This window comes from Corynebacterium hansenii (assembly GCF_030408795.1).
In the GTDB taxonomy this organism is placed as follows: domain Bacteria; phylum Actinomycetota; class Actinomycetes; order Mycobacteriales; family Mycobacteriaceae; genus Corynebacterium; species Corynebacterium hansenii.
Window position 1 is genome coordinate 1,055,571 of the sequence record NZ_CP047211.1, and the last position, 13,719, is coordinate 1,069,289.

The window sequence follows — 13,719 nt, forward strand, 5'->3', positions numbered from 1 at the left end:
CCGTCGTAAAGCGGGGTCCGCCCCACCCGCTAGGATGGGCAACCATGACTCCAGCCGAACTCGCCGCCCTGATCCGCGGCCTCGCCGTCGACGTCTTCGCCGAACACGACCTGGACCCGTCCGTGCTGCCCGAGGAGGTCGTCGTCGAGCGGCCCCGCAACCCCGAGCACGGCGATTACGCGACCAACGTGGCCATGCAGGCCGCGGGCCGCGCCGGCGCGAAGCCGCGCGACGTCGCCGGTTGGCTGGTGGAGAAGCTCGCGGCGGCGGAGGGCATCGACGAGGCGTCGGTGGCCGGCCCGGGCTTCATCAACATCCGGCTCGGTTCCGCCGCGCAGGGCAAGATCGTCTCCGAGATCCTCGCCGCCGGCGAGAAGTGGGGCCACGGCGACGACTACGCCGGCACCAGGGTCAACCTCGAGTTCGTCTCGGCCAACCCGACCGGCCCGATCCACCTCGGCGGCACCCGCTGGGCCGCCGTCGGCGACGCCCTGGGCCGCGTCCTGTCCGCCCGCGGCGCCGACGTGACCCGCGAGTACTACTTCAACGACCACGGCGGCCAGATCGACCGCTTCGCGCGTTCGCTGGTGGCCGCCGCCAAGGGCGAGCCGACGCCGGAGGACGGTTACGGCGGCGACTACATCGCCGACATCGCCGCGCAGGTCGTCGCCGCCCACCCGGACGCCCTGGAGGGCGAGCCCGCCGCGGTGCAGGAGCTCTTCCGCGCCGAGGGCGTGGAGCTGATGTTCGGCCACATCAAGAAGTCGCTGCACGAGTTCGGCACGGACTTCGACGTCTACTTCCACGAGAACTCGCTGTTCGAGTCCGGCGCCGTCGAGTCGGCGGTGGCGCAGCTGAAGAACGACGGCAAGCTCTACGAGAACGAGGGCGCCTGGTGGCTGAAGTCCACCGACTACGGCGACGACAAGGACCGCGTGGTCATCAAGTCCGACGGCAACGCCGCCTACATCGCCGGCGACATCGCCTACGCGAAGGACAAGTTCGACCGCGGCTTCGACCTGTGCATCTACATGCTCGGCGCGGACCACCACGGCTACATCGCCCGCCTGAAGGCCGCCGCGGCGGCGCTGGGTTACGACGCCGACGCCGTCGAGGTCCTCATCGGCCAGATGGTCAACCTGGTGCGCGACGGCGTGGCCGTGCGCATGTCCAAGCGCGCCGGCACCGTCATCACCCTCGACGACCTGGTCGAGGCGATCGGCATCGACGCCGCCCGCTACTCCCTGATCCGCTCGTCGGTGGACTCCTCGCTGGACATCGACCTCGCGCTGTGGGCGTCGCAGTCCAACGACAACCCCGTCTACTACGTGCAGTACGGCCACGCGCGCATCAGCTCCATCGCCCGCCGCGCCGCCGAGGCCGGCGTCACCTCCGAGGGCGCCGACTTCGGGCTGCTGGTCCACGACCGCGAAGGCGAGCTGATCCGCACCCTCGGCGAATTCCCGGCCGTCGTCGCCGCCGCCGCCCAGCTGCGCGAGCCGCACCGCGTGGCCCGCTACGCCGAGCAGCTCGCCGGCGTGTTCCACCGCTTCTACGACGCCTGCCAGATCCTGCCCAAGGCCGGCGAAGATTCCGAGCCGCTCCACGCGGCGCGCCTGGGCCTGGCAGAGGCCACCCGCCGGACCCTGGCCAACGCGCTCGGCCTGCTCGGCGTCACCGCCCCCGAAAGGATGTAGCGCATGACCGATCCGACCACCGCCTTCAACGGCTTGCCCGCCCACGTCTGGCCGCGCAACGCCACCCGCTGCGCCGATGGCGTCGTGTCCATCGCCGGCGTGCCCCTGACCGACATCGCCGAGCGTTTCGGCACCCCGGTCATGGTCGTCGACGAGGACGACTTCCGTTCCCGCTGCCGCGACATGGCCCGCGCCTTCGGCGGCGCCGAGCACGTCCACTACGCCTCCAAGGCGTTCCTGACGCGCACCATCGCCCGCTGGATCGACGAAGAAGGGCTGTCCCTCGACGCCGCGTCGCTCGGCGAGCTGCGCATCGCCCTGCTGGCCGGCTTCCCCGCCGAGCGCATCACCGCGCACGGCAACAACAAGGACGACGAATTCCTCCGGGCGTGCGTCGACGAGGGCGTCGGCCACGTCGTGCTCGACAGCGACCAGGAGCTCGAGCGCCTCGACGCCATCGCCGGGGAGGCGGGCCGCGTCCAGCGCGTGATGGTCCGGGTCAAGCCCGGCATCATGGCGCACACGCACGAGTTCATCGCCACCAGCCACGAGGACCAGAAGTTCGGGTTCTCGCTGGCCTCCGGATCGGCCTACCGCGCCTCGGAGGCCGCCGTGCGCGCCGCCAACCTCGAACTGGTCGGCTTGCACTGCCACGTCGGATCGCAGGTCTTCGACGCCCGCGGCTTCACCGCCGCGGCCGATCGCGTCCTCGAGCTGTACTCGCGCATCCACTCCGAATTGGGCGTAGAGCTCCAGGACCTCGACCTCGGCGGCGGCTACGGCATCGCCTACACCGAGGACGAGCAGCCGCTCGACGTCGACGCGGTCGCCCGCGATCTGCTCTCGGCGGTGTCCAAGACGGCCGCGGAGCTGGGCATCGAGGCCCCGAACGTGCTCGTCGAGCCCGGCCGCGCGATCGCCGGCCCCGGCACCGTCACCGTCTACGAGGTCGGCACGGTCAAGGACGTCACCGTCGACGAGGGCACCACCCGCCGCTACCTGTCCGTCGACGGCGGCATGTCGGACAACATCCGCCCGGCGCTGTACGGCTCGGCGTACGAGGCCCGCGTGGTGTCCCGCAACGTCGGCGGCCGGGTCACCCCGACCCGCATCGTCGGATCCCACTGCGAGTCCGGCGACATCCTGGTCCGCGACGCGGAGTACCCCGACGACATCCGCCGCGGCGACCTCGTGGCGGTCGCGGCCACCGGCGCGTACACCTACGCGATGTCGAGCCGGTACAACGCCTTCAACCGCCCGGCGATCGTGTCGGTGCGCGACGGCGAGGTGACGCCCATGATGCGCCGCGAAACCATCGAGGACTTCCTGGCCCTGGAGGGCTGAGAAGAACACCGCCCGGCGCCGCGCCGCCCGGGCGGGGCCGGAGGGTGGCGCCCCTCACCCGACGGGCGAAGGGGAAGGGGCCACCAGTAGGCTGATCCGGGACACCGATCCGGTTTGGACACTCGACGAACACAACGGGAGAGCAATGAGCGCGAACAACGAGACCACCTTCAACCCCGGCAAGGGCGAGGGGCAGTCCGTAGGCGTGGCCATTCTCGGCCTCGGCACCGTCGGCACGCAGGTGCTGCGCCTGCTGGGCGAGAAGGCCGAGGACTTCGAACGCCGCATCGGCGGCCCCGTCGAGGTCAGGGGCGTCGCGGTGAGCGACAAGTCGAAGCCCCGCCCGGGCATCGACCCCGACCTGATCACCGACGACGCCTACTCGCTCGTCGAGCGCGACGACATCGACCTGGTCGTCGAGGTCATCGGCGGCATCGATTACCCGCGCCGCGTGGTGCTCGCCGCCCTGCGCGCCGGCAAGTCCGTGGTCACCGCCAACAAGGCCCTCGTGGCCGCGCACGGCGCCGAGCTTTCCGACGCCGCCGAGTCCTCCGGCGCCGACCTCTTCTTCGAGGCCGCCGTCGCCGCCGCCATCCCGATCGTCGGCCCGCTGCGCCGCTCGCTGGCGGGCGACACGGTGAACAAGGTCGTCGGCATCGTCAACGGCACCACCAACTTCATCCTCGACGCGATGGACTCCACCGGCGCCGACTACGACGAGATGCTGGCCGAGGCCACCCGCCTGGGCTACGCCGAAGCCGACCCGACCGCCGACGTCGAGGGCCACGACGCCGCCTCCAAGGCCGCGATCCTGTCCTCGCTGGCCTTCCACACGCGCGTCACCGCCGACGACGTCCACTGCGAGGGCATCACCGACATCACCGCCGAGGACATCGCCGCCGCCCAGGCCGCCGACTGCACCATCAAGCTGCTGGCCACCTGCGAACGCGTGAAGGACGAGTCCGGCAACGAGGGCATCTCCGCGCGCGTGTACCCGGCGCTGATCCCGCGCCGCCACCCGCTGGCCACCGTCCGCGAGTCGTTCAACGCCGTGTTCATCGTCGCCGAGGCCGCGGGCAACCTGATGCTGTACGGCAACGGCGCCGGCGGCAACCCGACCGCGTCGGCGGTGCTCGGCGACGTGGTCGCCGCGGCCCGCAACATCGTCCTCGGCGGCCGCGCCCCGGGCGACTCGACCTACGCCGAGCTGCCGATCCTCGACTTCGGCGAGGTGCGCACCCGCTACCACATCGACCTCCACGTCGACGACCGCCTGGGCGTGCTCGCCGAGGTCGCGCAGACCTTCGCCGACCACGGCATTTCGCTGCGCACCGTCCGCCAGGAGGGCGCGAACCCGGGTGCCCGGCTGGTGATCATCACCCACCGCGCCAAGGAGAAGGAGCTCGAGGCCACCGTCGACGCGCTGTCGAAGCTCGACGCCGTCCTCGAGGTCAACTCCGTCATCCGCATCGAGGGAATGGACATCTGACGATGGTGCAGGAACTGCTGCCGGGCCAGAAGGTCCGGGTGACGGTGCCGGCATCGTCCGCCAACCTGGGCCCCGGCTTCGACACCCTCGGCCTGGCGCTGTCGATCCACGACACCGTCGAGGTGGAGGTCACCGAGGGCGGCGTCGAGGTCGAGCTCCACGGGGAGGGCGCCGAGGAGCTGCCCACCAACGAGTCCCACCTGGTGGTCCGCGCCATCCGCGCGGGCTTGCGCGCCGCGGGCATGGAGGCTCCCGGCCTGCGGGTGGTCTGCCACAACTCCATCCCGCAGTCGCGCGGGCTGGGGTCGTCGGCGGCCGCCGCGGTCGCCGGCGTCGCCGCGGCCAACGGCCTGTGCGGGTTCCCGCTGTCGGAGGACCAGATGATCCAGGAGGCCTCCGTCTTCGAAGGCCATCCCGACAACGCCGCCGCGTCCGTGCTGGGCGGGGCCGTCGTCAGCTGGACCGACAAGCCCGTCGACGGCCGCACGGCGCCGCAGTACCGGGCCGTGGGCCTGGACGTGCACCCGGACATCCGGGCCACCGCGCTGGTGCCGTCGTTCCATGCGTCGACCAATGCCGTGCGCCAGGTGCTGCCCAGCGACGTCAGCCACATCGACGCCCGCTTCAACGTCTCCCGCGTGGCCGTCATGGTCACCGCCCTGACCAATCATCCGGAGCTGCTGTGGGAGGGCACGCGCGACCGCCTGCACCAGACCTACCGCGCCGAGGTGCTGCCGGTCACCGCGGAGTGGGTCAACCGCCTGCGCAACCGCGGGTACGCCGCGTTCCTGTCGGGCGCCGGCCCGACGTGCCTGGTCCTGTCGACCGGCGAGATCCCGGACAAGGTGCTCGACGAGGCCCGCGAGGCCGGCATCAAGGTCATGGAGCTGACCGTCGCCGGGCCCGTCCAGGTCGAGGTGGAGGGCTAGCCTCCCTCGGCTGCTTGGCGACGGCGCCGGCCGTCGTCGAGCGGCCCCGCCCGGCAGGGCCTACCGCTCGCCCGGGCCCTTCAGCTTGATGACCTCCAGCTCGCCCGCCGCCAGGTGGGCGCGGAGGTCCTTTTTGTCGAACTTGTCCACCGACGTCTTGTCGATGTGGTCGACGAAGGCCCAGTAGTCGGGGAGCATCCACTTGGGCAGCTTCGGGCGCAGCTCGTCGCGGAGCTTCTCCGCCTGCCCGCGATCGGCCGGGACGTCCGGGTAGAGGACGGTGACGGCCAGCGGGCGCTCGCCCCACTTGTCGTCCGGCACGCCGATGACGGCGCACTCGACGACCTCCTGCGATTCCATGACCAGGTTCTCCAGCTGCACGGAGTAGATCCATTCGCCGCCGGAGCGGATGACGTCCTTCGCGCGGTCCTGGACCGTCAGGTACCCGTCGCGCGTGATGGAGCCGACGTCGCCGGTGCGCAGCCAGCCGTCGGCGGTGAAGCGCGCATCGGCGGTGTCGACCTCGTCGCCGCGGAAGACGTGCGCGTCGCCGCCGTCGTCCTCTTCGGGCGAGTGGTAGTACGCGCCGGTGACGGTGTTGCCGCGGACCTGCAGTTCGCCCTGGTTGCGGTCGTGGAGGTCGAGGATGCGGCCCTCTTCGTCGACGATGCGGAAGTCCATGATGTCGGGGAAGCGGCCCTGGCTGACGCGGTAGCGCTGGCGGGCTTCGCCGGATGCGCCCGACGGCGGCCTGGCGACGGTGCCCACCGGCGACGTTTCGGTCATGCCCCATAGGTGGATGACGTCGACGCCGTAGCGCTCCTCCCACATGCGGATCAGCGCCGGCGGGGCGGGGGAGCCGCCGACGAAGATGTCCTGCAGGCTCATCCGCTCCGGCGGGTTGTTCAGGTAATGGACCATCAGCGAGATCCACAGGGTGGGCACGCCCTGCGCCACGCGGGGCAGGGAGGTGGCGATGATCTCCGCCAGCCGCGGCGCCGACAGATCCGCGCCGGGGAAGACCAGCGGAGCGCCGCAGGCGAAGCTCGCCAGCGGGACGCCCCAGCTCAGGACGTGGTAGATGGGCACGCAGCACAGCCACGGGGTGCCGTGGGCGATGGCGAAGGAATCGGTGGTGCGCAGGTTGAGGCTGTGCAGGTACAGCGACCGGTGCGAGTAGATGATGCCCTTCGGGGCGCCCTCGGTGCCCGTGGAGTAGCACATCGCCGCGCCGAGGGTTTCGTCGAGTTCCGGCCAGTCGAAGGTGGTCGGGCGGCCGTCGAGAAGCGTCTCGTACGAGTACCAGTCCAGGCCCTCCGGCAGGTGCGCGGCGGCCTCATCCAGGCCGGACGTGCCGATGAAGACCACCGCCCGCACGCCCGGGCACTCCGGCAGCATGCGGCCCAGGCTCTCGGCGAGCGCCGGATCGCAGACGATGACCTCGTCGTGGGCGTGGTTGATGATGTGCACGATCTGGTCGTCCATCAGCTGCTGGTTCAGCGGCTGGAACACCGCGCCCATCGACGCCACGCCCAGGAACACCTCGAGGTGCTCGGCGCAGTTGTACATCAGCGTGCCCACGCGCTGGTCGCCGTCGATGCCCAGTTCGTCGCGCAGGGCATTGGCGAAGGCGGATGCGCGGGACGCGATGGTGGCGAAGGTGGTGATCTCGGGCCCGTCCGCGTGCCACGAGGTCACGGTGGTGTTCGCGTGGATCGTGCGGCCGTATTCGAGGATCCTCGCCACCGACAGCGGGATTTCCTGCATCGTGCTGCGCATGTGTACAGATTAGCCCGAAGGCTCCCCCGACACGCCGCCCCCGGGCCCCGGTTGCCCCGCGGCGACGGCGGCGATTACTCTTGTGTCCCAGGACGCCGCGACGTAGACCGCCGGACCGCTCCGCCATCCCATTTCATTTCACCGCCGCCCGCATCGCCGGGCGACGGGGGTTGACGCCAGGTCCCGCGATCGGCACCTGATCGCCCCCGGGGATTCGATGGGGGCGCGATGAACCCCGCGGCGCCAGCACCCCACGACACCCGCGCGACGGGATCGGCCGCCAGATGCGGCCGGGTTGATCGGGGCCCCGCAGTCCCGGCCCCCGCTTCGAGCCGCACCGGCTTTTCGGTGCAGGCCACGATGTCGAGGGAAAAACACGAAAGGATTTCCGTGACCGATACGGACACCACCGGCGCCACCCAGGGCCAGGAGAATCTGACGGCGCTGCGCATGGCGGATCTCCGCGCCATCGCCTCCGGCAAGGGCATCCGCGGGATCTCCGCGATGCGCAAGCACGAGCTGATCGCCGCGATCCAGGGGGCGGGTTCCGGGCAGGCGCCCGCGGCCGAGAAGAAGGCGAAGGCCCCCGCCGAGCGCCCCGCGCAGGATGCGGGCGACAAGCCGGCCAGGGCCAAGGAGACGGCCAAGGAAACCGCGAAGGATTCCGCCAAGGATTCCGCCTCCGCCGAGGGCCCCGCGCAGGATGCGGGCAAGGCCGCCGACGAGGGTTCCGCCCCGGCCCGGGGCGGCGATTCCGGCTCCGCCGGGCGTGACGACGCCCCGTCCGACGCCTCGTCCGGCCGCGACCGGCGGGATGACCGCGACGATCACGGCAACCGCGACGACCGCTCCGGCGGGGACGGCCGGGACGAGTACCCGTCCCGCTCGCAGTCCCGCCGCGCCCGCCGCGACCGCGCCCGCCAGCGCAACCAGGGTGGCGACAACCGCGACAACCGCGACAACCGCGACAACCAGGGTGGCCAGAGCGGCCAGGGCGGCGGCGACAACAGGGGCGACCGCGACAACCGCGACAATCAGGGTGGCCAGGGCGGCGGCGACAACAAGGGCAACCAGGGCGGCGGCGACAACCGCGACAACCGCGACAACCAGGGCGGCCGCAACCGCAACCGGAACCGCAACGACGACAACGAGAGCCGCGGGGGCCGCCGCAACCGGCGCAACCGCCGCGACCGCAAGGGCCGCGACAACCAGGGCGGCGACGAGGGCGTGCGCGAGGGCGACGTCCTCCAGCCCGTCGCCGGCATCGTCGACGTGATGGACAACAACTCCGCGTTCGTCCGCACCTCCGGCTACCTGCCGGGCTCCAACGACGTCCACGTCTCCCAGCAGCTCGTGCGCAAGTACGGCCTGCGCAAGGGCGACGCGATCACCGGCCAGGTCCGCATGCCCCGCGATGGCGGCGGCGGGCAGGTCACCCACGGCTCGGGCCGCAACAAGCGCAAGTACAACCCGCTGGTCCAGGTCGACACGGTCAACGGCCAGACCCCCGACCAGTCGAAGGCCCGCCCGGAGTTCGGCAAGCTGACGCCGCTGTACCCGAACCAGCGCCTGCGCCTGGAGACCGAGCAGAAGATCCTGACCACCCGCGTCATCGATCTGATCATGCCGATCGGCAAGGGCCAGCGCGCCCTCATCGTCTCCCCGCCGAAGGCCGGCAAGACGACGATCCTGCAGAACATCGCCAACGCGATCGCCACGAACAACCCCGAGTGCTACATGATGGTCGTCCTCGTAGACGAGCGCCCGGAGGAAGTCACCGACATGCAGCGCTCCGTGCGCGGCGAGGTCATCGCCTCCACCTTCGACCGCCCGCCGGGGGACCACACCACGGTCGCCGAGCTGGCCATCGAGCGCGCGAAGCGCCTGGTGGAGCAGGGCCAGGACGTCGTCGTCCTGCTCGACTCCATCACCCGCCTGGGCCGCGCCTACAACAACTCCTCGCCGGCGTCGGGCCGCATCCTCTCCGGCGGCGTCGACTCCAACGCGCTGTACCCGCCGAAGCGCTTCCTCGGCGCGGCGCGCAACATCGAGGGCGGCGGATCGCTGACGATCATCGCCACCGCCATGGTCGAGACCGGTTCCGCCGGCGACACCGTGATCTTCGAGGAGTTCAAGGGCACGGGCAACGCCGAGCTGAAGCTGGACCGCAAGATTTCCGAGCGCCGCGTGTTCCCGGCCGTCGACGTCAACCCGTCGGGCACCCGCAAGGACGAGCTGCTGCTCGCCCCGGATGAGGCGCGCGTCATGCACAAGCTGCGCCGCATCCTTTCCGCCCTGGACCCGCAGGCCGCCATCGACCTGTTGATCAAGCAGCTGAAGAAGACGAAGAACAACCGCGAGTTCCTCATGCAGGTCGCCTCGAGCGCGCCGATGGCCGCGGACGTCGACGTCGACGAGATGCTGTAGGGGGTGGCCGAATTGTCAGACAAGGTCACCGCAGTAGACGACGTCCTGTCCGAGTACCACGGTCTCGAGGCGCAGCTGGCCGACCCCGACCTGCACAACGACGCCGCGCGCGCCCGCAAGGTGGGCAAGCGCTTCAACGAGCTGCAGCCGATCATCCAGACCCACGCCCGCCTGACCCAGGTGCGCGAGGACATGGAGGCCGCCCGCGAGATGGCTTCGGAGGACTCGGAGTTCGCTGCCGAGGCCAAGCGCCTGGCGGTGGAGGAGGAGGAGCTCGAGGAGCGCCTCGCCGATCTGCTCGCCCCGCGCGACCCGCACGATTCCGACGACATCGTCATGGAGATCAAGTCCGGCGCCGGCGGCGAGGAGGCCGCGCTGTTCGCCGGTGAGCTGGCGCGCATGTACCAGCGCTACGCGGAGAAGAACGGCTTCACCACGGAGATCCTCGGCCTGTCCGAGTCCGATCTCGGCGGCGTCAAGGACATGACCTTGTCCGTGCGCGCGAAGAACCCGTCCCGCGATGGCGCGTGGAGCGTCTTCAAGTTCGAGGGCGGCGTCCACCGAGTCCAGCGCGTGCCGGTCACCGAGTCACAGGGCCGCATCCAGACCTCCGCGGCCGGCGTGCTGGTCTACCCGGAGCCCGACGAGATCGAGGACGTGCAGATCGACGAGAAGGACCTGCGCGTCGACGTCTACCGTTCCTCCGGCAAGGGCGGCCAGGGCGTCAACACCACCGACTCCGCCGTGCGCTTGACGCACCTGCCCACCGGCCTGGTGGTCACGTGCCAGAAGGAGCGCTCGCAGATCCAGAACAAGGCCCGCGCCATGCAGGTGCTGGCCGCGCGCCTGCAGCAGATGGCGGAGGAGGAGGCCGCGGCCAACGCCTCCGACGCCCGCAAGTCGCAGGTCCGCACGATGGACCGCTCCGAGCGCGTGCGCACGTACAACTTCCCGGAGAACCGCGTGTCCGATCACCGCATCGGCTACAAGGCCCACAACCTGGACGCGGTCCTCGGCGGCGACATGGAGGACCTGCTCAAGGCCCTGCATGACGCGGAACGCCAGGAGCGCCTGGAAGCCGAGTAGAAGGCCGGGCAGCGTCTGTGTCTTCCACTCCGCCTTCCCCTTCGCCCGCGTCGGGGCCGTCCCCGGCTCCGCCGACCGTCGGGTCGATCCTCTCCGGGGTCGCCGAAGCGTTGGCGGCGGCCGGGTGCCCGTCGCCGCAGGCGGACGCCGAGCAGCTGATGATGCACGTCAGCGGCCGCTCCCGCACCGACCTGGTGCTGTCGCGCCGTGATCCGGTCGGGCCCGGCGATCCGCTGCTGGCGGATCTGCCGGCCCTCGTCGACCGCCGCGTCGCGCGGGAGCCGCTGCAGCACATCCTGGGCACCGCGCCGATGGGGCGCCTTGAGCTCGCCGTCGGCCCGGGCGTCTTCGTGCCCCGGCCGGAAACCGAGCTCCTGGCGGAATGGTGCATCGGCTTCCTCGGAAAAACCCCGCTTGACGACGCCCCGGAACGTCGTGAAGCAGATGGCGCCGGAAAGCCGGGCCCGGTCGTGGTCGACCTGTGCACCGGGTCCGGCGCGCTCGCGCTGGCCATCGCCGATGCCGTCCCGGCGGCGTCGGTCACCGGCGTCGAACTGGATCCCGCGGCCCTGGAGTGGGCGCGCCGAAATGCCGCCGCGTGCCGCGAATTGTGGGCGGGGGAGCGGGCGCCGCGCACCGGCGGCGTGCGCGTCATCGCCGGGGACGTCACCGACCCCGCGCTGGTCGCGGACGGCGGAGCGCTCGCCGACCTGCGCGGGCGCGTCGATCTGGTCGTGTCGAACCCGCCGTACGTGCCGCTGGCCGCCGACGTCGGCCCCGAGGTGCGCCACGACCCCCATCACGCGGTGTTCGGGGGAGACGACGGGCTCGACGTCATCCGCCCTATGATGAACAACGTGCTCGCGCTCCTGAAGCCCGGCGGCGCCGTGGCCATCGAGCACGACGACGACTCCGGCGCGGACATGACGGAGCTGTTCGCCGGCACCGGGATCCTCCGGGACATCGGGGTCCACCGGGACCTCGCGGGGCGCGACAGGTTCACCGTCGCGCGGCGCGGCGCGGCGGAACGGCGACCGCACGAGCAATCCGACCGACACTCGCACGAAGGGACAGACCAGGCGACATGAGCATCATCCACGACTGCTCCACCGACGAAGGCCGCGAAAAAGGGCTGAAGGCCGCGGTCGACGCGGTGCAGGCCGGCCGGCTGGTCGTGCTGCCCACCGACACCGTCTACGGCCTCGGCTGCGATGCCTTCAACAACGCCGCCGTGGCGTCGCTGCTGCGCGCCAAGCACCGCGGGCCCGACATGCCCGTGCCGGTGCTCGTCGGATCCTGGACCACCGTCGACGGCCTCGTGCGCGAGCACACCGCCGCCGGCCGCGCGCTCGTCGAGGCGTTCTGGCCCGGCGGCCTGTCGCTCGTGGTCAACCAGGCGCCCAGCCTGCCGTGGAACCTCGGCGACACCCGGGGCACCGTCATGCTGCGCATGCCGCTGCACCCAATCGCCATCGAACTGCTGCGCCGCACCGGCCCCATGGCCGTGTCCAGCGCGAACATCTCCGGCCAGGAACCGGCGCTGACCGCCGTGCGCGCCAAGCAGCAGCTCGGCGCCGAGGCGGCGGTGTACCTCGACGGCGGCCGCGCGACCATCGGCAAGCCCTCGACCATCGTCGACCTGTCCGGCCAGGAGGCCCGCATCCTGCGCGAAGGCGCCATCACCGCCGAACAGATCGGCGAGGTCCTGGGCAAGGACCCCGCCGCGCTCCGACGACCGGCCGACGCCTGATCGACGGTCACCCATGCCCAACGACGTCGCACTGCTCGCCGCCTCCGGAGCCGGGGCCGGCGTGCCCCTGCGGGAGCTCGCGCTGCTGGTGCTCGTCTCCGCGTCGGTGAGCTACCTGCTCACCGGCGTGGTCCGCTACATGGTGGTCCGCACCGGCTATCTGGACATGCCGCGCGAGCGCGACGTCCACGACATCCCCAAGCCCCGCCTGGGCGGAGTGGCCATGTACAGCGGCATCATGGTCGCCATCTGGGTGGCCAGCGAGCTGCCCGCCCTGAACAGGGGCTTCCCCCCGATGACGCCGGACATGAACGCCATGGCCGTCGCGGCGACGATCCTGCTTCTGGTGGGCATACTCGACGATCTCTTCGACCTCGACGCGCTGACCAAATTCGCGGGCCAGGTGCTCGCCGCCGTGGTCATGTCCCTGATGGGCGTGACCTGGTACCTGCTATACATCCCCTTCGGCGGCGGCACGACGCTCATCCTCGATCCCGTGTCGTCGACGCTGGTGACCGTGCTGTTCACCGTCGCGCTGATCAACGCCATCAACTTCGTCGACGGCATCGACGGGCTCGCGTCCGGCCTCGGCATGATCGCCGCGGGCTCGCTGCTGATCTACTCGATGGTCATGCTCCACGACCAGGGCGGCACCGTGTCGGCGTACCCGCCGGCCATGATCTCCGCGTGCCTGCTGGGCGCGTGCATCGGATTCCTGCCGCACAACTTCGAGCCTGCGCGGATCTTCATGGGCGACTCCGGGGCGATGCTCATCGGCCTCATGCTCGCCGGCGCGTCGGTGTCGGCCTCCGGCCGCATCTCGCCGTCGATGTACGGCACCGCCGATGCGCTGGCGCTGATGTCGCCGATCATCGTCGTCGTCGCCGCGCTGAGCGTGCCCATGCTCGACCTCTTGCTCGCCGTCGTCCGCCGCACCCGCCGCGGGCAGTCGCCCTTCGCCCCCGACAAGATGCACCTGCACCACCGTCTGCTGGAAATGGGGCACAGCCACCGCAGGGTCGTGCTGGTCCTCTACATGTGGGTGTCCGTGGTGGCGTTCGGAGCCGTGGGCACCACCGTGTTCCCCGCCCCGGTGGTGGCCGTCGGCTTCGGTCTGCTGCTGGTGCTGGCCGTGGCGCTGACGATGCTGCCTATCTGGCGCCGCGGGGGAGCGGGTACCATGTCCACCCGTGAGCGATGACACCCCCATCAATGACG

Annotated in this window: 10 protein-coding genes; 9 read left to right on the top strand and 1 reads right to left on the bottom strand. The window is 71.1% G+C overall.

Annotation, left to right across the window (positions count from 1 at the left end):
• Nucleotides 1–44 precede the first annotated feature (44 nt).
• The 4 genes from argS (at nucleotide 45) to thrB (ending at nucleotide 5,459) form a co-directional block, all read left to right on the top strand.
• Nucleotides 45–1,697: an arginine--tRNA ligase gene (gene argS / locus CHAN_RS04690; RefSeq protein WP_290292331.1), complete on the top strand. Its 1,653-nt coding sequence runs from the start codon at nucleotides 45–47 to the stop codon at nucleotides 1,695–1,697.
• 3 nt (nucleotides 1,698–1,700) lie between these two features.
• On the top strand, nucleotides 1,701–3,041 hold the full coding sequence (gene lysA / locus CHAN_RS04695; RefSeq protein ID WP_290292334.1) for a diaminopimelate decarboxylase: 1,341 nt from the start codon (nucleotides 1,701–1,703) through the stop codon (nucleotides 3,039–3,041).
• Nucleotides 3,042–3,186: 145 nt separating this feature from the next.
• The gene (locus CHAN_RS04700; protein ID WP_048742653.1) at nucleotides 3,187–4,530 is read left to right on the top strand and encodes a homoserine dehydrogenase; all 1,344 of its coding nucleotides are present in this window, start codon (nucleotides 3,187–3,189) and stop codon (nucleotides 4,528–4,530) included.
• Between the two features lie 2 nt (nucleotides 4,531–4,532).
• Nucleotides 4,533–5,459, top strand: coding sequence for a homoserine kinase (thrB, locus tag CHAN_RS04705; protein ID WP_048742652.1), 927 nt, complete (start codon nucleotides 4,533–4,535; stop codon nucleotides 5,457–5,459).
• A 60-nt stretch (nucleotides 5,460–5,519) separates the two neighbouring features.
• On the opposite strand, the gene CHAN_RS04710 is transcribed toward thrB, so the two are convergent.
• Entirely contained in the window at nucleotides 5,520–7,238 is a 1,719-nt protein-coding gene (locus CHAN_RS04710; protein ID WP_290292343.1) for a long-chain fatty-acid--CoA ligase, read from the bottom strand.
• A gap of 360 nt (nucleotides 7,239–7,598) precedes the next feature.
• On the opposite strand from CHAN_RS04710, the gene rho reads away from it, so the two are divergent.
• The 5 genes from rho (at nucleotide 7,599) to CHAN_RS04735 (ending at nucleotide 13,702) form a co-directional block, all read left to right on the top strand.
• A complete protein-coding gene (gene rho / locus CHAN_RS04715) occupies nucleotides 7,599–9,665 on the top strand; it encodes a transcription termination factor Rho (protein WP_377748368.1) in 2,067 nt (688 codons plus the stop codon).
• A 12-nt stretch (nucleotides 9,666–9,677) separates the two neighbouring features.
• The gene (prfA, locus tag CHAN_RS04720; protein ID WP_290293326.1) at nucleotides 9,678–10,751 is read left to right on the top strand and encodes a peptide chain release factor 1; all 1,074 of its coding nucleotides are present in this window, start codon (nucleotides 9,678–9,680) and stop codon (nucleotides 10,749–10,751) included.
• A gap of 86 nt (nucleotides 10,752–10,837) precedes the next feature.
• Nucleotides 10,838–11,839 carry a peptide chain release factor N(5)-glutamine methyltransferase gene (prmC, locus tag CHAN_RS04725; protein WP_048742893.1) on the top strand — a complete coding sequence of 334 codons (1,002 nt, stop codon included), beginning with the start codon at nucleotides 10,838–10,840 and terminating at the stop codon, nucleotides 11,837–11,839.
• Nucleotides 11,836–12,501 carry an L-threonylcarbamoyladenylate synthase gene (locus tag CHAN_RS04730; protein WP_048742648.1) on the top strand — a complete coding sequence of 222 codons (666 nt, stop codon included), beginning with the start codon at nucleotides 11,836–11,838 and terminating at the stop codon, nucleotides 12,499–12,501. The genes prmC and CHAN_RS04730 overlap by 4 nt, the downstream gene beginning before the upstream one ends.
• A 13-nt stretch (nucleotides 12,502–12,514) precedes the next feature.
• Complete coding sequence (locus CHAN_RS04735) at nucleotides 12,515–13,702, top strand: MraY family glycosyltransferase (RefSeq protein ID WP_048742646.1); 1,188 nt, start codon at nucleotides 12,515–12,517, stop codon at nucleotides 13,700–13,702.
• The last annotated feature ends 17 nt before the right edge of the window (nucleotides 13,703–13,719 follow it).